17 protein-coding genes are annotated in these 18,679 nt (G+C 57.9%); 6 read left to right on the top strand and 11 right to left on the bottom strand.

Annotated elements, in window-relative coordinates:
• Positions 1-63 precede the first annotated feature (63 nt).
• The 3 genes from O3A94_01255 to O3A94_01245 form a co-directional block, all read right to left on the bottom strand.
• A complete protein-coding gene (locus O3A94_01255) occupies positions 64-1,014 on the bottom strand; it encodes an NAD-dependent epimerase/dehydratase family protein (GenBank protein MDA1354876.1) in 951 nt (316 codons plus the stop codon).
• 252 nt (positions 1,015-1,266) lie between these two features.
• Positions 1,267-1,899, bottom strand: coding sequence for a methyltransferase domain-containing protein (locus O3A94_01250; protein ID MDA1354875.1), 633 nt, complete (start codon positions 1,897-1,899; stop codon positions 1,267-1,269).
• Positions 1,900-2,473: 574 nt separating this feature from the next.
• On the bottom strand, positions 2,474-3,190 hold the full coding sequence (locus tag O3A94_01245; GenBank protein MDA1354874.1) for a 2OG-Fe(II) oxygenase: 717 nt from the start codon (positions 3,188-3,190) through the stop codon (positions 2,474-2,476).
• A gap of 155 nt (positions 3,191-3,345) precedes the next feature.
• Between O3A94_01245 and O3A94_01240 the strand changes: the two genes are divergently transcribed.
• Entirely contained in the window at positions 3,346-4,539 is a 1,194-nt protein-coding gene (locus tag O3A94_01240) for an adenylate/guanylate cyclase domain-containing protein (GenBank protein ID MDA1354873.1), read from the top strand.
• A 142-nt stretch (positions 4,540-4,681) separates the two neighbouring features.
• Here O3A94_01240 and O3A94_01235 read toward each other — a convergent pair whose 3' ends face one another.
• The 5 genes from O3A94_01235 to yghU form a co-directional block, all read right to left on the bottom strand.
• Positions 4,682-5,515: a plastocyanin/azurin family copper-binding protein gene (locus O3A94_01235; GenBank protein ID MDA1354872.1), complete on the bottom strand. Its 834-nt coding sequence runs from the start codon at positions 5,513-5,515 to the stop codon at positions 4,682-4,684.
• 24 nt (positions 5,516-5,539) lie between these two features.
• A complete protein-coding gene (locus tag O3A94_01230) occupies positions 5,540-5,968 on the bottom strand; it encodes a hypothetical protein (protein ID MDA1354871.1) in 429 nt (142 codons plus the stop codon).
• Positions 5,969-5,988: 20 nt separating this feature from the next.
• A complete protein-coding gene (locus O3A94_01225; protein MDA1354870.1) occupies positions 5,989-7,233 on the bottom strand; it encodes a hypothetical protein in 1,245 nt (414 codons plus the stop codon).
• A gap of 18 nt (positions 7,234-7,251) precedes the next feature.
• The gene (locus tag O3A94_01220) at positions 7,252-8,571 is read right to left on the bottom strand and encodes a multicopper oxidase domain-containing protein (GenBank protein MDA1354869.1); all 1,320 of its coding nucleotides are present in this window, start codon (positions 8,569-8,571) and stop codon (positions 7,252-7,254) included.
• Positions 8,572-9,338: 767 nt separating this feature from the next.
• The gene (gene yghU, locus O3A94_01215) at positions 9,339-10,181 is read right to left on the bottom strand and encodes a glutathione-dependent disulfide-bond oxidoreductase (GenBank protein MDA1354868.1); all 843 of its coding nucleotides are present in this window, start codon (positions 10,179-10,181) and stop codon (positions 9,339-9,341) included.
• A 201-nt stretch (positions 10,182-10,382) separates the two neighbouring features.
• On the opposite strand from yghU, the gene O3A94_01210 reads away from it, so the two are divergent.
• Entirely contained in the window at positions 10,383-11,006 is a 624-nt protein-coding gene (locus O3A94_01210; GenBank protein ID MDA1354867.1) for a glutathione S-transferase family protein, read from the top strand.
• A 41-nt stretch (positions 11,007-11,047) separates the two neighbouring features.
• On the opposite strand, the gene O3A94_01205 is transcribed toward O3A94_01210, so the two are convergent.
• Complete coding sequence (locus O3A94_01205; GenBank protein ID MDA1354866.1) at positions 11,048-12,211, bottom strand: acyl-CoA dehydrogenase family protein; 1,164 nt, start codon at positions 12,209-12,211, stop codon at positions 11,048-11,050.
• A 57-nt stretch (positions 12,212-12,268) separates the two neighbouring features.
• On the bottom strand, positions 12,269-12,925 hold the full coding sequence (locus tag O3A94_01200) for a cysteine hydrolase (protein ID MDA1354865.1): 657 nt from the start codon (positions 12,923-12,925) through the stop codon (positions 12,269-12,271).
• 272 nt (positions 12,926-13,197) lie between these two features.
• Here O3A94_01200 and O3A94_01195 point away from each other — a divergent pair, with 272 nt between their 5' ends.
• The 4 genes from O3A94_01195 to O3A94_01180 all read left to right on the top strand — a co-directional run bounded on the left by O3A94_01195 (position 13,198) and on the right by O3A94_01180 (position 17,873).
• Entirely contained in the window at positions 13,198-14,307 is a 1,110-nt protein-coding gene (locus tag O3A94_01195; GenBank protein MDA1354864.1) for an alcohol dehydrogenase catalytic domain-containing protein, read from the top strand.
• A gap of 13 nt (positions 14,308-14,320) precedes the next feature.
• A complete protein-coding gene (locus O3A94_01190; protein MDA1354863.1) occupies positions 14,321-15,724 on the top strand; it encodes an aromatic ring-hydroxylating dioxygenase subunit alpha in 1,404 nt (467 codons plus the stop codon).
• A 34-nt stretch (positions 15,725-15,758) separates the two neighbouring features.
• The gene (locus tag O3A94_01185; GenBank protein ID MDA1354862.1) at positions 15,759-16,280 is read left to right on the top strand and encodes an aromatic-ring-hydroxylating dioxygenase subunit beta; all 522 of its coding nucleotides are present in this window, start codon (positions 15,759-15,761) and stop codon (positions 16,278-16,280) included.
• A gap of 135 nt (positions 16,281-16,415) precedes the next feature.
• Complete coding sequence (locus O3A94_01180) at positions 16,416-17,873, top strand: HAMP domain-containing sensor histidine kinase (protein MDA1354861.1); 1,458 nt, start codon at positions 16,416-16,418, stop codon at positions 17,871-17,873.
• Between the two features lie 29 nt (positions 17,874-17,902).
• On the opposite strand, the gene O3A94_01175 is transcribed toward O3A94_01180, so the two are convergent.
• Positions 17,903-18,661, bottom strand: a complete 759-nt coding sequence (locus tag O3A94_01175; protein MDA1354860.1) for an SDR family oxidoreductase — start codon at positions 18,659-18,661, stop codon at positions 17,903-17,905.
• Between the last annotated feature and the right edge of the window lie 18 nt (positions 18,662-18,679).

Here is an 18,679-nt window from a genome sequence, read left to right as displayed (position 1 = left end):
AGAAATCTGCCAAACAGAGAAAGTGCCGGCGGCCAAGCGGCGGCGCCACCGCGCGCCTGACGGCTAGGTCAGCTTGGTTCGGATTTTCTCAAGCATGTCTCTGGTCATAGCGGCGAGATCGTAACGGGGCGACCAATCCCATTCCGCGCGCGCCGCACTGTCGTCCATCGAATCAGGCCAGGAATCGGCGATCGCCTGACGCAAGGGGTCGACGTCGTAGTCGATGACAAAGTCCGGAATGTGTCGTTGGATTTCAGCGGCAAGCTCCGCTGGCGTAATGCTGATGGCGGTCACGTTAAAGGCATTGCGATGCCTCAAACGGCTCGCGTCGGCCTCCATCAATTGCGTGATCGAGCTGATCGCATCGGGCATGTACATCATATCGAGCCGTGAATCGGCCCGCAGGAAGCAGGTATAGCGTTTCTCGCGCACCGCCTGATAAAATATATCGACCGCGTAATCCGTGGTACCGCCGCCTGGCAATGTCACGCTGGAGATAAGGCCCGGCAATCGAATTCCTCTCGTGTCGAGGTCGAAGCGGGCAGCGTAATAGTCGCTCAACAATTCGCCCGCGACTTTGGCGACGCCATATATTGTCGTGGGACGCTGCGACGTGTCTTGAGGCGTGTTGTGACTCGGCGTGGTCGGACCGAATGCGCCAATCGAACTCGGAAAAAATACGGCGCACCGGTGCTGTCGGGCGACTTTCAGGACATTCGCGAAGGCGCCAAAATTAAGGTCCCAGGCGTCTTCCGGTTGTTTCTCCCCGACCGCCGACATGATTGCGGCCAGGTGATAGATCGTGCCGATATTGTGTCTCTGAACGATCGCGCCGACGTCATCGACATTGGTGCAATCTAGAATCTCAAAAATGCCGCCTTCCGTAACAGGGCCCATGGACCTGAAGCGGATGCCCGAAGCGATGACCGCCTCGCTCCCATACCGCTCTCGCAGGGCCGGCACCAGTTCCGAACCGATTTGTCCCAACGCGCCTGTAACTAGTATCTTTTGCATCATTGCGAGCCTAGCCGGTAAATTGGCCTTGTACAGTTCAAACCGTACCGGGGCCGGTCAGGTTTTCGGATTAGGATTTTACGCTGCGCTCGACCGCGCCGGCTATCGCAAGTCGGACAGAGCGGCTGAAGGACCCGAACGGGCATGATCGAACCTTCCGGGGGCGATCCAGCGGGCCAGCAGCGCCGCGAATATCCGGCGGAAGCCGCGGAGCAGGAGCGGCCTTTGCTTAAGCCTGCAACGGTTTCAGGGTCATGACTTTCGCGCCAAAAGCTTGACCCCCGGCTTCAAAGAAATGAAGCGTTTAAATACGACAAGGTCGTGCGCGGCGAGCAGCCTGGTGAGGTTGGCTGGATTGAAAAAAACGCAATGCGAGGGCGGGCAGAAAGCGTCCCAATTCGTCAGTTCCTTGGGACGGCGCCAGTGGCTGATGTCCGGCGTCGTGATGTAGAGGACCGCTCCTGGCCGCATCAAACCGGCAATGGCGGCAACGAAAGACCGCGATTCGGGCACATGCTCGATCACTTCGCTGCAGTACACAGCGTCGAAAAGTGGCTCGCCGCCGTGCGATTCCGCGAACGCCTGTACGGTGCCATGAAAATAGGCGTTGGCCGGGTAATGTTCGCGCGCATAGGCGACCGACTTAGGATCGACCTCAACGCCATGCGCTCCAAATCCTTGCAGCCGCGCCGCCTCCACCATGAATCCGCCACTGCAACCGATATCAAGGAATCGGCCGCCGCTGACCCGCCGCCGCAATTGACGGACACGGTGAAGGGACCGGCGCATTTTTGAGTCTACTTTGGCGAAGTAACCCGTCGTCGCGCCGTCATAGGCATCGTCGTACAGGCTCGCCAATTGCGTCGGCGAAGGCAGTCTGTCCATGTGGATGACGCCGCAATCGCCGCAGCGGACGAGCGCCATCCCCTCGTGAATCGCAAAGGGTGTGGATTCGCCACAGAGGCAAGCGGGGCAAGAATCTTTGGGCTGCTCAGTCAATCCGGACCGCCCTGCCGCCAAATCAGAGGGTGGAGACCAACATTTGAGCGGCCATTCCTAGCTTGCGTATCACGACCGTTTGGCCAGCGGCGCGGTGATGGCGCGAACAACAAAGAAACCCGCATGAGGTTTCTCATAGAGGCGCGTAAAATGGCCTTGATCACGTCTTGCGCTGCCTCTTTTCGAATTGTGACGCGATGGCGTTTGCGGGTCAATTGTTCCACCGCCGATGTTTTGCAAGCCATTGAATCCATCGTAGGACGATCACATGGCGGTGGCAATTCATCGCCTTCTGGACCTCGGTTTTTGCCTGCAGCGGCTGTAAAATCGTTGCGGCTCTACCAACCCAGATGAAACGACCGCCGGCTCAGAACGAGCCGACGGTGAGTTTGTTCGCGACCCCGGACGGACGTGCAGGGTTAGTGATCGGAGCACTGGAAATTCTCGCTGGTGTTATTCTTCAACCAAACAATATGTCGGTGCGTATGATGTACTTTTTCCCAGATGTTACTTCTTCGCCCGCATGAACACAGTGCTGCGGATGCGTACCATGCGGAAAGCACAGGACCGCGCCCTTCGGGGTGGCGACGCTGGTAACAGCGTTCTGTTGCGACTGGAACTGAGTCCGCCCGCCCTCATATCCGTCCGTTAGGAAAATCAAGAACGTCATTTCGCTGATGCGATCGCCATAGGCGTCATGGACCAATCGCCCGTCAACGACGCGGCTCCCAGGCCACACCCCGTCCGTATGTGGCGCAAAGTAATCACCCGGGTGGTACCGGTAAAATCTAAAACGCCCGTTGAGGCCGCAGGCTATCCGGCTGGTGTAGGTGGATGCTGCGACAAAATCTTTGCAACGTTCCCAGATTGGGCCGTCGACGCTTTCATCCACCACCCAATTGAAATTGTTGGTGTGGAGAATGCTGCGCGGCAGCGACACCGGCGCGTCATCGTGATAGCCGAGAGCATCACTGAGTTCGACCAAGCGATCACACTCATCAACGCTCAGGACATCGAGGAGCTGAAAAGCGCCTGGCACGTCCGCGATATCTGCCCGCTCGACTTTGCGGCCGGATGCGGCATCGAACTTGATTGCCCCAGCACGCTTGCCGGCCCAAACTGGTAGGTCGTGCCGAACATGGCCGGGCTCGGTCGCAACCACATAAAAATCATCCATATTGCTCAGCCTCCCCGCACTGGGCGCTCTCGAAGCGCTGTTTGTCACCGTTCCTCCAGCAGCTCTCTGCCGCCCGCCAGTTCATGCTACGGTTCGCCGCCCCTGCCAGCCGTTCAAATTCGCAGCCCGGCTTTCACATCAGAGCGCCGAACAGAATGAATCTGAAGACCTTTTTCGCCTACGCACCCGATGACACCGACGACGTCAGACTGGAAAAAATCACCATCTTTCTGGTCGCCGCGTCGTGCTGCCTAGCGGGCACTGCCTGGACGGCAATGTACTACATCATCTTTGGCTTCGGGTTGGTTTCGCTCCTGCCTTTCGCCTTTGTCGTGATTGTCGGATCAACAATCGTTATCTGCCATTTCACGCGTAAGCATCGCCCGTTGGTTTATGTCCAGATCCTCTGCATCATCTATATCACCGCGCTGATCCAGTGGAGCATCGGCAGCGTTTTCGATTCCGGTTTGGTCCTTCTATGGGCGTTCTGCGGCCCGATCATCGCGTTGATGTTTTTTTCAATGAAGCAGTCAATCATCTGGCTGCTGCTTTATCTCGTAAATATCGCTATCTCGTTTGCCTTCGAAGATTTTTTTATCAGGCACGGCCATCCCGTATCCGATGATACGAGGGTGTTGTTCTTCTTCATGAATTTGAGCATTTGGTCGCTCATCGTCTTTGTTTTCGCCAGCTATTTCGTGATCAGCGCCGTCAGCGAACGGGCCAAAGCCGACGGCCTGCTGTTGAACATTCTTCCGCGAAAAACTGCGCAGGTTCTGAAGTCGCGGCCCGGCGTCATCGCCGAGGAATATGACGATGCGAGCGTGCTCTTCGCCGATATTGTCGATTTCACCGGGTATTCGAGCACCGTGCGCCCGGATCAACTGGTGACCAAGCTCAACGAGATCTTTTTTCGCTTTGATGAACTCACCATCCGTCACGGTCTGGAGAAAATCAAAACCATCGGAGACGCCTATATGGTAGCGGGCGGCGTGCCGGAGCCAAGACCGGACCACGCCGAGGCCATCGCCAATCTGGCGCTCGATATGCAATCGGCCATCAGCGAGATAAAGAAGGACAGCGGCGAGGCCTTTTCACTCCGCATCGGTATCCATAGCGGCCCGGTCGTCGCTGGCGTCATCGGAAAAAACAAATTCGCCTACGATATGTGGGGCGACACGGTGAACGTCGCGAGCCGTATGGAATCAAGCGGTGCGGCGGATACCATCCAGGTCACGGAAACCGTCTACCGCGCGCTAAGCGACAAATACCTATTCAGCGCAAACGGAACGATCGAGATCAAAGGCAAAGGCAAGATGGACACCTATTGTTTGCTGGGGCCGCGCTGAAGCCGATCAATCAAGGCCGCTGGCGGTGCGGGGCATAGAGCGATTAGCTCCGCCACCTCGCTGTCAAAAAAATTGCCGTTCACAGTTATCTTCTCTAATGCGGAGCGCCTAGCCGAAGGCGCCCTTGACCGTCCGGCGCGCCCTAATCGTGGTGATCGCCATGGTCATTATCGTGGCCATGCCCATCCTCCATAATCTTGTTCTCCTTTTTGTCACCATCTTGGTGATGATCATCATCGTCGCCGTGCTTCATGCCGTCCATGTCGTCATGCTTCATGCCGTCCATGTCGTCATGCTTCATGCCGTCCTTATCGTCATGCTTCATGCCGTCCATGTCACCATGCTTCATGCCGTCCATGTCGTCATGCTTCATGCCGTCCATGTCGTCATGCTTCATGCCGTCCATGTCACCATGCTTCATGCCGTCCTTATCGCCAGGCTTCATGTCGTCCATGTCACCATGCTTCATGCCGTCCTTGTCGCCATGCTTCATGCCGTCCTTATCGCCATGCTTCATGTCGTCCATATCGCCGTCGCCATGGTCATGCGACATATCACCCGCTCTGGCTTTTCGGAATTCCTCCGGCAGAGATTCGCGACCGACCACGATCAGCCCTTTCATGCCCGCCGCCTCATGCGGATGGCAGTGATAGAAATAGCTGCCTACCTTGTCGAAGGTCATGCTCCAGCTTTCGCCTACCCGCGTCATCATCTGACTTTCAAAGGGCTGCACGCCTTCCGGAATGAGGTTGGGATAGGCAGCCACGTTGTGCTCGTTGTCGACATCATCTTGCAGCCAGACCACGGTATCGCCGGGATTGATAGTGACCTTGGCCGGCTCAAAATAAAGATCGCCGCTGTCTTCATCGAATTTCATTTTGATGACCGCCGTATCGGCCATGGCTGCTGTGGAAATTCCCGCGCCGATCATTAGAGCCAGCACCGTGGTGGCGGCCAGTTTTCTGTGTTTCATCATCTGCCTTCTCTGTTGGAGTTAGAGTTAGTTACTTTGTCCGCCGTCGCCATGGTCCATGTCATCATGTTGGCTCGGCGGCGGTTGTTGTTCCATCGGGGTGGATGGGTTTATCCCCGTACAAGCCGCGAGGGTCGCGTGATCCTGCATCAAATCCTCCGCCGCCATCAGCGCGGCGCAGCGCTCCTGGTGCGTCATGGCGGCGGCGGAAACCGCGGCGCTAGCTCGCCCCTTTAGCGGCACCGTTTCCCAGCGCCCGTGCATCTGCATTTGTGGATTTTCCCGCCCTGTATAGGACCAGGCACCGGCTTCGCCCACAGCCATCATGGCAGACATATCGTGCCCCTCATGGCTGCCGGACTCTTGCGCCATAGCGGGAGTGACCACAGCGACGGAAGTGGTGAAAGCGGCCACCGCCGCGATGAGTGGAAGCGTCTTACTTTTGATTTGCATCATTCTCTTCCTTCCTCCGTCTCTCAATGGCCGAGCCCGGCGGGGCCGGGATTGAGCATGTTGTGCTCTAGGCTGAGAATCGAGCCGCGCGCACCGACAGATTCGTTGAAGGTCGTATCCAAAGCGAAGGACAGGCCGAGAAAGAGTGTGTGGCTACGGTCCTGATTCTCCGCAGCGCCCAAGGTGGCGCCATTGTTGAGAAATCGATATTGGCCGAGCACCTCGACACCACTGCCCAATCGCCAGGCGATACTCGGCACTATTGCAAAAGAAGAGGCGTCGTCAAAATCCGCATAATCCTTCCACGCCACCGTGATGGCCGCTTGCCAATCGGTTTGCAATTGCGGGCGGGCGGTGTAGCGGAGCGCGCTGACCAGGGCATATTGCTCGCCGCGCGCCCGCGCCACGTCGGAATTGAGATTGGCGACCCCGGCGCCGAAATTGTAGATGCCCTGAAAATCCAATGCCCAGCTTGCCTCAGGGTCGTCGCTGAGGTTGTAACTTAGGCCGGCCAGAACGGCCGCGACGTCGTCATCATCGCCGCCCGCCAACTCATCAACGCGCTGCCAATCGAGCCCGACAGCAGCGTAGCGGATGCCGCGGTCAAACTTGATCTCTTCGGGAATTTCATAGGCAAAGCCAAACGCCGCGCCGTTTAAATTAGAACGCGCAGTTCGGTCACTATTTGTGAGATTGGTAAGGTCGGTTTCGGCCCGCGCCGTGGCGAAGGCTTGCGCCTGGAATTGCTTCCATAGATACCGCGTGCCGCCGAGGACACCGCCAAAAATTGTATCTTCCTCCGCCTCTACGTTAGCGCCGGCGTTGCCGACATGGGTGAAAGCGAGAAGATCGTCGTCGCGCACGGTCGGAAACGAAACCAAGGTATTTGGCAGTCGCGTGCGGCCAAGGACTAGATCGTAATCTTGACTGCCCATGCCGACCGCCGCCTGGTGCACGAATATCTCATCCGGCAGGTCAGAATCGTCCTCCGGAATTGTGAGGCCAAACACCGCGTAACCGTAATCACCGGCGTTGAACAAATATTTGCTGGCGCTGATGAGAATGCTTGAATCGGCGATATCGAGCGCCGCATCGGTCTTATTGCTGCCAACCGCTTGTTCCGTATCCGAGAAGTTGGCCGTGGCAACAAGACGCCCGCCGAGACTGATCTCCGGCGGCACGTTTGGATCGATCTCCAGAGCCATAGCGCCGGCGGCAAAGAGGGCGGCTGAACAACCGGCGGCGAGAGAGATAAGTTTGTTTTTCATCGGTCAGTTCCTTTCCGGTTATTCGTTGATGGCGATGGAGGGGACGTAGGGCACGTCGCCCATATCTTCATATTCAAGCATCGTGAGCATGCCGCCCGGATAGATGCCGTTATTCATCACCCGCCGGACATCGTGGTCGTGGAAAGTCCAAAACCCAGGATTGTCGCCGTAAACGATGATGTCTGCCGTCTTTCCGGGAAACAGCGATACGGTGTTCATGCGAATTGGCTGGGGCAGCGGGTTGCCGTCCTCCGCCACCTGCCAAAAATTATGACCGTGCAAATGCATATGATGTGACAGGAAGCCGCCATTGATCAGGCGGATGCGGATATATTCGCCTTGCTTGATTTTGAGTTTTTCGGTGGCCGGATAACATTTGCCGTTGATCGCGAAGAAATCGGGCTCCGGCGTGCTGCGCTCCGCCGCGCCGCGCACATAGGGCGGTGTCCAACCGTCCGCGACGGCGGCCTTAAATTCATCGTAATCGCGAAAGAAGCCGTGCGTGATCGGGTCCAGCTTGCCCATCGCCATGAGCTTGTTGACCCGCTTCATGCCGGCCAAAACTTCATTGATGTGCTTGCGTGTCCAATTCACGTCGAACGCTTCAAGCATCAGCGTGTAGTCGCGCGTATAGGGGAAGGCTTGGCGCACCGGATCATCTGCCTGGTCGATGATGAAGGCACCGTGCAGGGCCGACATCATATGCAGCGGCGTGCTCCAGTGGCAGTGATAGAACCGCGTCCCTGCCGGGCGCGCCTGAAAGCGATAAACGAACGTCTCGCCCGGGTGGATCGGGTCCTGCGTCACCATCGGTACGCCGTCCATGGTGTAAATCACGTCGAGACCATGCCAATGGATGGTGTGCATCTCTTCCGTATTGTTGGTGGCGCTGATCTTGACCCAATCATTCTCTTGCACGCGGAAGAGCGGCCCCGGCACCTGCTTATTGAAAGCGAATACCGGCAGGCTCACGCCCGGCACCAATTCATGCTCCATCAGATCAAAGCTGATATCGAAACTGCGGTAGGGCACTTCATGGTCGCCCGGCGCGCCCGGCGGATTGGTGCGCGCACCAATCATGTTGTGCCCTTTCATAAACATCATGGAGCCCTGGGCTGCCTGATATTCGCTGGCCCCTGCTTTGCCCGCCGCGCCCAACAGCGCGCCGCCGGTGGCCGCCAACGCCGCCGAGCGCAGCACGGCGCGCCGCGTCGGTCCCGAAGGCGGCGTGTCGGTACTAGAAGACGATGTGGTCGGCCTAGATTTTTTGGCGCTTTCTTCGGTGGTTTCTTCGGCGGTCTGTGCCGCCGATTGTGGCAATTCTCTTTTCTCGCTCATGATCACTCCTCACACATGATCCGTCCCAGCCGCCGCGGATGGGAGAACCACGGCAGGCCATTTCAAGCTTCGCTACGGAAGCCCTTCATTCAAAATGAAGCGGGGATACCCGCCTTAGACGGTTCGGGGAGGTTCTTTGAGGCGCTCGGGTGAGTGGCCGGCCGGGGCGCTATCAGGCGCCGTTTTCGCACTGAGGCGAATGTAATACCGCGCAAATTCGCGTTCGGCGGATGTCAGGGCAGAAGACATAACGCGGTAGCCTTCGCACATACCGTCGCCATGCTGCGCATGGTCGCCATGGCCAGGCGTCGCCGTGTTGCAATAGACCTTAATCGCCGCTGTGTGATGCCCGCTTGCCGCCGGGCCAATTGAATGATGACCGGCGTTCGCCTGCTCGTCGTGATGAGGTTGCTTCTGGCCCGCCGCATTATTCAGATCCGGCGTGGCCGCGCTAATTTGGGAGGGGCCAAAAACTATTGTAAATGCCAGGGCCAACGCCATGGCAACGCGTCCGGAAAATCTGAAAAAATTGACCGGCTGCCGCTGCGGCGGCGGAACAATGTTCTTCGCGTCGCTTGTCATTCCATCCATATAATGCTTCCAGCACCTGGAAGGTCAAGGAAGAGAGATCAACGGTAACGAATTTTTTTCCGCCGGGTGGATTGTGAGGCCAGATATCCCCGGCGCAAAGCCGGCCATATCACAGGCTCGTTAAGCCTTGTTGCCCGATCCTCACCAACTCCGGCGCGTTCCGCTTGCCGCGCCGATCAATCGAGGTCGCTTGCGTCGTGGCGTTCGGGGAGGCGTTCGTCTTCCGGTCCCGAGGTTTTATTGACCCGCCGGCCGCGCTTGACCGCCGGGCGCTGTTCTATTTCCGTCGCCCATCTGACGACATGTTTATACGACGCCACGTCGAGGAATTCCGCCGCATCGTAAGAATTATTCAGCACCAGATTGCCATACCAGGCATAGGTGGCGATGTCAGCGATGTTGTAGTCATCGCCGCACAGGTAGCGCCGCTCCGACAAATTTTGATCCAAGACATCAAGCTGGCGTTTCGCTTCCATCGCATAGCGGTCGATCGGGTATTCGAATTTTTCCGGCGCATAGGCGTAGAAATGGCCGAATCCGCCGCCGAGATAGGGCGCGCTTCCCATTTGCCAAAACAGCCAGGAATAACATTCGGCCCGTGCCGATAGCTCCTGCGGAACAAACTCTCCGAACTTTTCCGCCAGGTAGAGGAGGATCGCGCCTGATTCAAACACCCGCGTTCCCGGCGATGTGCTCTGATCGAGCAAGGCCGGAATCTTAGAGTTCGGGTTGAGCGCGACGAAGCCGCTGCCGAACTGCTGGCTATCGCCGATCTCGATCAGGAAGGCATCATATTCAGCCCCCTTATGTCCGAGCGCCAGCAGTTCCTCCAGCAGGATCGTGACTTTGACGCCGTTCGGCGTCGCCAGCGAATAGAGCTGCAACGGATGCTTGCCGACCGGCAGCTCCTGCTCATGCGTTGCACCGGCGGTCGGGCGATTGATGCTGGCCCATGTGCCACCGTTTTCATTAACGTCTTTCCAAACTTTTGGCGGCGTATAGGACGATGTTTCGGGCATGCTTACGGCTTTCCAGTTGCGGTGGCGATGGTATCAGAGGAAGTCGTTAATTATGGCGATTGGCCCTTGGCGAGTAAAGCGACGGGGGTAAGCGAAGACGCCAAGCCCCAAAGGGAGGCCCGCCGAAAATATATTGAAGGCGTGGCTGAGAGTGCTAACTATAGGATCAACTTAACCCTGCCCTAACTCAAATGGATCGTGATGTCTGCTTTAATCATCCATGCGCTGCCGCTCAGCACCTATGGCCGCACCTGCACCCTCGCCCTGATCGAAAAAGGCGTGCCGTACGAGCTAGACCCGGCCCAGCCACAATCTGCGGAGCAGTTGGAACGCCATCCCTGGGGCCCAGTGCCGGCGATGACCCATGGCGATATTCGCCTCTATGAGACGCTCGCGATCACCTCTTACATCGACACAAATTTCGACGGACCCGCCTTACAGCCGGATGATCCGCTGCAACGTGCCCGCATGAATCAATGGATATCGGTATTTATCCAATATCTCTACCGCCCGGGAATCGATATCGTCCTGCAACGGCTGGTCATTCCGGCCTTCGGCGGCACGACAAATGAAGACCTTATATTAGAAAGCATGCCCAAGGCGGCAAAAGCCCTCACCGCACTCGACGGCGCGCTCGGTAAACAAAAATATTTTGCCAGCGACAAGCCAACGCTGGCGGATTTCTTCGTTTTCCCAGTGCTTTCAGTTTTGGAGATGACCGCAGAAGGCAAGTCACTGCTCAACGCGACGCAAAATCTCAGGCCCTGGTCAGCGCGCATGGCAGAGCGTGACAGCGCCAAGAAAACCGTTCCGCCGGCGCTTTGATCGCCTAATTTACGAATTAGCGCGGGCGCCTTAGGAAGCGCTCATCGCCCGAGGATGTCGCGCGCGATAATTTCCTTCATTACCTCCGACGTGCCGCCATAGATGCGCTGCACTCGCGCGTCAACGAAGGCGCGGCTGATCGGAAACTCGCGCATATAGCCATAGCCGCCGAAGAATTGCAGGCAGCCATCGATGATTTCGCCCTGCAATTCGGTGGCTTTGAGCTTGGCCATGCTGGCCGTCACGGTGTCGAGATCGTCGGTCGATAGCAGTCTTGTGCAATCGTCGATAAAGGCGCGCAGCGAGCGCAGTTCGGTCATCATTTCGGCTATCTTGAAACGGGTGTTCTGATATTTTCCGATCGGCTGGCCAAAGACCTGGCGTTCCTGGATGTAGTCGATCGTCCATTGCATCGCGCCCTCGGCGGCGGCCAGAGAGCCAATTGCCAGCGTCAAGCGCTCGCGCGGCAATTCAGTCATCAGCACGCCGAATCCGCCATGTTCGGGGCCGAGAACGGCATCGCCCTCAACCCGGACGTCGGCGAAGAACAGTTCCGAGGTGTCGGCGGAGTGCAGGCCGATCTTATCGAGATTGCGACCGCGGCTAAAGCCGGCAGCGTCTTTCTCGACAAACAGCAGGCTGATGCCTTTGGAGCCGGCGACCGTGCTGTCGGTTTTGGCGATCACCACGACGACGTCGCAATGCTGGCCGTTGGAAATGAAAGTCTTGGCGCCGTTCAGGATATAGCCATTGCCGTCGCGCTTCGCCGTCGTGGTCACGCCTTGGAGGTCCGATCCGGCGCCGGGTTCGGTCATGGCGATGGCGGCCACCATCTCGCCGGACGCCATCGCCGGCAGATAGCGCGCTTTCTGCTCGGCGCTGCCATTGTTCAAAATATAATGATTAATGATGCCGGAATGGACGCCGAGCATGCTGCCGGCAAAGCTCGCATAGCCGTGCCGGGCAAACTCGGCGATGACTACCGCCAGATGTTCGAAAGTTCCGCCGGCGCCGCCATATTCCTCCGGCATGTCGGGGGCGAGCAGGCCGTGCGCGCCGAGCTTGGTCCAGATGTCACGCGGCATGATGCCGGCTTGCTCCCACGCCTCATAATGCGGCGCAATCTCGGCGGCGATGAATTTCTGCACCGAATCCCGGACGATCGCATATTCCTCGTTCATCCAAGATGGTTCACCCAATTGCATGTCCCGCCTCCCTTGAACTGTTCTTTGTGGTCATAAAATTCGGCGCATAGCTCGGCTTCAGCGCGCCGGTGAGAGCTGGCGAATTTCGCTCAGCGCAGACTCAAGATCGCGTACTTCGCTCCAGCCGACCTGCATCATTTCGATTGCCGGGGCGTGCAGGTGCGGCAACGTGGTGCCGGTGCAGTCCTCAATCACAATCGGCCGAAAGTCGCGAAACATCGCATCTTTGGAGGTTGCCGCCACGCATTGGTTGGTGAGCACGCCAACGATCAGCACGGTATCTGCATTAAGCGCGCGCAGGACGGTCTCAAGATTGCTGTTGTAGAAGGCGCTGAGGCGCGATTTCTCCACGTACCAATCGTCTTCGCGCGGGCCGAGCTCGTCAAATATTTGATAGCCCCAACTGCCTTGGCGCAAGCCGCCTTCCTTGAGAAACGGGCGGAGTTGCATGAACGGTCCGCCGTCTTCCACCCCGCGGCAGCCATGGCGCGTCCACACCACAGGGATGTTTTTGGCGCGGATATCCTTCAGCAACTGGCGTGTCGGCGCGATGGTGCGCCGCATATGGGAAATATCGATGCCCTTCTGGCCATACCAACCGTCCGGGTGGAGAAAATCATTCTGCGCATCAATGATGACGAGCACTGTGCGCCCAGGGTTGAGATCCCAGCGCACAATTTCGAACGGTGTCGTCGATTCTGTATCATCCGTCATCGCTGGCGGTTCTCCTTCCGGTCTGGTTGCGCAGGTCCGGCGCGGCGTGAGCCCGCTAAATTAATCTGATTCTCCGCTATGCCAAGCCCGGATCATATTCTAACGCAGTGGCGCCACCAGCGATCCGTCAACCCTCAGGCATGCCGGATCGCGGCGACAGGCCGATTGCTGTGGTCAGATTGGCGATGTTAAATTACCAATACCGAAGTGCCCGATCTCGAGCAGCGCGGCGCTTTGGGGGCCACAATAACAGGCACGGAGAAACACAAAAAATGCGAGCCGTCCTATGCACTGGCACAAATCAATTCTCCGTCGAGGATATTGATGTTCCGCAACCGCAGGCGCGCGAGGTCCGGATAAGGATCGTCGCCGCCGGCATTTGCCATACCGATCTCTCGGTGGTGCGCGGCAATTTCGATGTGCCGAAGCCGGTGGTGCTCGGCCATGAAGGCTGTGGCTACGTCGATGCGGTCGGGCCGGACGTGCGCGAAGTAGCGCTCGGCGACCCGGTGATCTGCTCCATCATCATGCCGTGCAACGCCTGCCCGCAATGTGATCGCGGCGCCCTGTCGATCTGCGATCGCTGGTTTGAGACCGCTTTCAGCGGCGTCATGCCCGACGGCACGACGCGGCTCCGGCGCGGCGGCAATGACATCAACAGTTTCTTTTCGCAATCCTCATTCGCCGAATATGCCGTTGTCCCGGTCTCAGCGGTGGTCAAGGTGCGCCCCGATGCGCCGCTCGAAAAATTGGCCGGCCTGGCCTGCGGCATCTCTACCGGTCTTGGCGCGTCCATGATCCGCGCGCCCGTGCAGCCCGGCGCAACGATTGCTGTGCTGGGCGCCGGCGGCGTCGGCATCGCCACCATGCTGGGTGCGCGCGCGCTCAAGGCGTTGCGCGTGATCGCCGTCGATCTCGTACCGACAAAGCTCGACAACGCGCTCACCTCCGGCGCCGCGACAGATGCCGTGCTCGCCGGCCCCAATGCCATTGACGATATATTGAAGCTGACACCGGGCGGCAGGGGTGTCGATATTTTCTATGATGCCGTCGGCGCCGCCGGCACCATCGAGGCCGGCATCGCCGCGACCCGGGCCGGCGGCACAATCGTCGCTATCGGCATCATGAAAAACGATCTTGAATATTCGGTGCCGTTGCGCGGCTTGATTAATGAAAAAATTATTACCGGGACCAATGGCGGCTCAATTGTTCCGCGCCGCGATATCCCGCGCTTCGTCGACCTCATGATGGCCGGCGAACTGCCGTTCGACGCCATCACCGACCGATACTACGATATCTCCGAGATTGCGGCGGCCTTCGACGATTTGGAAGGCCATAAGATCACCCGCGGGGCAATTCGATTCCCGCAGCCTTGTTCATAAGCGGAGACAGCCTATGACGTCGAACCCGGCAGCGAACGGCCTGTCCCCGGCAATAATGCGCACCCGCAACCTATCGCCAGAAATGCGCGCCAGGTTTGAGATGCTGGAAAAAGATATCCAGCAAGGCTTGGTGCCGGCATGGGTGTTCGGCAGCGATCCGGAGCTATATGCCCTGGAACGCGAGCGCCTGTTTCCCCGGGCGTGGACATTTGTCGGCCATGAATCTGAAATTCCAAAGCGCGGCGATCATCTGCTGCGCTATATCGGCGAGGACTCGTTCATTCTTGTTCGCGGCGCCGATAATCAAGTCCGGCTGTTGTTCAACGCGTGCCGCCATCGCGGCTCTCAGGTTTGCGCGGTGGAACGCGGCAACAGCGAGAAATTTCAATGCCCCTATCACGGCTGGACATATGACAATATCGGCCATCTCATCGGCGCGCCGTCACAGGGCGATGCGATCGGCGGCCTCGATCGCAGCCAATGGGGCTTGCATGCGGCGCCTCGGCTTGAGCTCTATCGCGGCTTGTATTTCGCTTGTTTAGATAACGCCGCGCCGTCGCTCGCAGATTACCTTGGCGATGCGGCCTATTATCTCGATATTTTCTTCGCTCTGTTCGACGATCTCGAAGTCGTCGGCGCACCGCAGCGCTATATGTGGCCAACCAATTGGAAAGCCGGGTTTGACGGCTTTGGCGATGATTATCACTTGATCACCCTGCACCGTTCGTTGTTCGACATCGGCGCAATCGAGATTCCCTTCGCGGCCAATATTCTCGGCCACCATGTCATCACCGGCGGCGGACACAACACCACCATATCAATCGCACCGAGCGATGAATCCGCGTTCTGGGGATATCCCGAAGAATTCGCTGAGCGCTATTCGTTCGACAAACTCGATGCGCTGCAAGCCGATCTCGCGCGCCGCAGCCGCGTGCTGGTCGGCACCGTGTTCCCCAATTTCTCCTACCTCATCATCCCCCTAACCGGCACCGCTGGGCAGCCCGCCACCGGGTTCGCGCAGGTGCGCCTCTGGCAGCCGCGCGGCGACGGCAAGATGGAAGCGTGGAGCTGGACCCTGGTGCCGAAGAGCGCGTCGGCCGAGTTTCGCGAAAAATCCTATCTGGCGGCGGTGCAAACCTTCGGCAGCACCGGCGTGTTCGATCAGGACGACGGCGTCGCCGGACGTGGGATGAACCGCACCAGCACAAGCGTTTTCGGCTGCGGCATGAAATTAAACTATCAGGCCGGATTTCGCGTCGGCACCGCCGAACCGATCAAGGATTGGCAGGGCCCCGGACTCGCGACCTCACACCGCTATGAGGAGAACTCCTACCGCTACACAATTCGGCAATGGGCGCGATTCGTAACGGACGATGCCTATCCGGAGCTGCTGCCGGCACCGCGCGAACTCGACTGACGCCATCCAGCGCGAGCACTCGAGGAACAAGGGAATGATGAAAAATTCAAATTTACAGGAGCAGGACATAACGGCCTGGTTTGCCTGCTATCAATTTCTCGCGCAGGAAGCCGAGTGCCTCGACGAAAACCGCGTCACCGAATGGCTCGATTTATTGACTGCCGATATTCACTATGAAATGCCAATCCTGGTGACCCGGCTGCGCGGTGAAGATCCGGTTGTCGAAAACGGATGGCATATGAAGGAAACCTTTGCGTCGCTCCAAGCCCGCGTGGCCCGGCTCGGCACCGACAGTGCCTGGGGAGAAGATCCGCCAACACGCACCCGCCGGGTGATCGGTAACGTCAGAGCCGGGCAGTGGAACGAAGGGAAGATCGACGTTAAATCGAACCTCTTGCTTTATCTGGGCCGCGGCGATTCAGCGGAGTACACCGTGCTTGCCGCCGAACGTCAGGATATTCTGCGAAAAGAGGAGCAAGGTTTACGTTTGGCGCGGCGGCGGGTGCTATTATCCCATACAACCCTTCCAACTCAGAGTATCGGCGTCTTCCTATAGGATTCGGATTGTCTGACGTAGATACAATTCGCTGCGGCCGACCGCGACACAGAAAAGTCTATGACAAAAAATAATTCAACGATCTAAGCCGCAAAGCCGAATTCGGCCCGCCGGCAAATAGCCGGGGCGTCAATTATGCTGCGCAATTTATCACTACCGCTTCGCTTCGCCCTTATCGGCGGCATTGTCCTGTTGGTGGCCGCAGGCGCGCTGGCCTATGTCAATCAGGCTGCTTCGATCGCACGGCTCAAGAACATGGCGGAAGAAAGCAACGTCGCGCTCACCTTTGCCATGTCGAACATGCTACGCGAGGAAGTCGGCGAGCTTATGAATATAGCGCCGGACCTCTCAGCAGCGGAGTTAAAGCAACTCCCCGCGCTACGGCACATCAACCTTGCCTTTACCGACGCCACGCAGGGAACGCGAATCGTCAATATTAAGATATACAGCCGCTCCGGCATGACGGTTTATTCCTCAGACCCCAGCCAGATCGGCGAGGACAAAAGCGACAACGCGGGATTTCAATCGGCCATCGGCAATGTGGTCGCCAGCACGCTGACCTTTCGCGACCAATTTAATGCATTCGAGGAAACAATTTTTAATCGCGACCTGGTCTCGAGCTACATCCCGATCTTCACGACCTCTGGCGCGCCGGCGGCGTCCGGCGTGCTAGAGATTTATTCCGACGTCACCACGCTCAAAAGCACGATCTCCAATCTAGTTTGGTTAATTCTGGGCGTCACGATCGGCATTCTCCTGGTGGTGTACGCCGTTGTTTTGTTCACGGTGGTTGCCGGCACCCGGCTGACGGCGCGCAAACATCAGGAAAACTTAGAGCTCCAGCTTGAGTTGGCCGAGCGCCGGCGGTCCGAGGAGGTCGCCCGGGTGGCGCTCGACAATGAGCGCGAGATGGGCAAGGTCCGGTCGAACTTTGTCGCCTCCGTGTCGCATGATTTCCGCACGCCGCTGACCACGATTCACGCCTCCGCCGATATCATGGACCGCTATGCCGAGCGCTTGGAACCGCATGAATTCAAGGACAATTTGGAAAATATCAAGAAGCAAGTATCGGCCATCACCCAAGTGCTCGACAAAATTCTTGTCGGTAGCAAGATCGGCGCCAACAAGCTGGAGTGCAATCCGGCGGTGATGGACCTCGGCCCGTTTTGCCGCGATCTGGTGCAGCAAATGCGCCTCAGCACCAATGCAGAGCAGACGGTAAATTTGAATTTTAGCGGCGATCTCGATCAGGTGGTGCTCGATGCGCAGCTGCTGCGCCATATCTTGAACAATCTAATATCAAACGCGATCAAATATTCTTCGCACGGAAGCACTATCGATATCAAAATTTCACGCCGCGGAAACCAGGTTGAATTTCGCGTTGCCGATCAAGGCATCGGCATCGAGCCGGCGGAGATCGATAACATCTTCGAGCTATATTTCCGGGGCGGCAACGCCGTCGGGTTCTCTGGCACGGGGTTGGGCCTGTCGACCGTAAAAAGTGCCGCCGAGGTGCATGGCGGCAGTGCTGAGGTAAAGAGCGTGGCGGGCCAGGGCACGGAATTTATCGTCCGTATTCCGCTCGCCGGTTAAGACCTAAGATATCGCGCCACCGCCTGTACTTACATGGTGGAGAGAAAGCCGCCATCGACATAGATCACTTGACCGGTAATGTAATTTGACGCCTCGGATGCGAGAAAGACTGCGGCGCCCGCCACTTCTTCCGGTGTGCCCCATCGCCCAGCCGGTGTCCGCCCGCAAACCCATTCATTAAACTTTTCGTCCTCCGCCAGAACCTTGTTCATCTCCGTCATCAAAAAGCCCGGACCAATCGCGTTGACTTGCACATTGTCCTTTGCCCATTCCACCGCCATAGATTTCGTTAGCATCTTCAAGCCGCCTTTGGCCGCCGTATAAGGCGCGATACCGGGCCGGGTAATTTCGCTGGTCAACGAGCAGATATTGATAATTTTTCCCGACTTCCGCCGCAGCATGCCCCGCGCCACCGATTGCGCCATCAAGAACGGTGCGGTCAGATTGATTTCGAGCACGCGCCGCCAATCGGCTTCGGGCAATTCGCTCAGCAATTGACGGTGTTGAACGCCGGCATTGTTCACCAATATATCGACCGGCCCGATCGTCGCCTCGATCTCGCCAACCGCCGCTGTGATCGCCTCGGCATCGCTCACATCGAAGGCGGATGTGTGAACCTGGCCACCAATAGCGCGCAGTTCTGTGGCGGTTTGTTCCAGAGTTTCCGGGTTGCGGCCATTCAGGATAATGGTCGCGCCGTGCTGCGAAAGGCCCGCTGCAATCGCCGCGCCAACGCCGCGGCTCGCTCCGGTAATCAGTGCCACTTTTCCTGTGAGATCGAACAACATTTCAAAAATTCCCCTTCT

Source organism: Pseudomonadota bacterium (assembly GCA_027624955.1).
Taxonomy (GTDB): domain Bacteria; phylum Pseudomonadota; class Alphaproteobacteria; order UBA828; family UBA828; genus PTKB01.
This window is presented reverse-complemented; position numbering and strand designations above follow the sequence as displayed.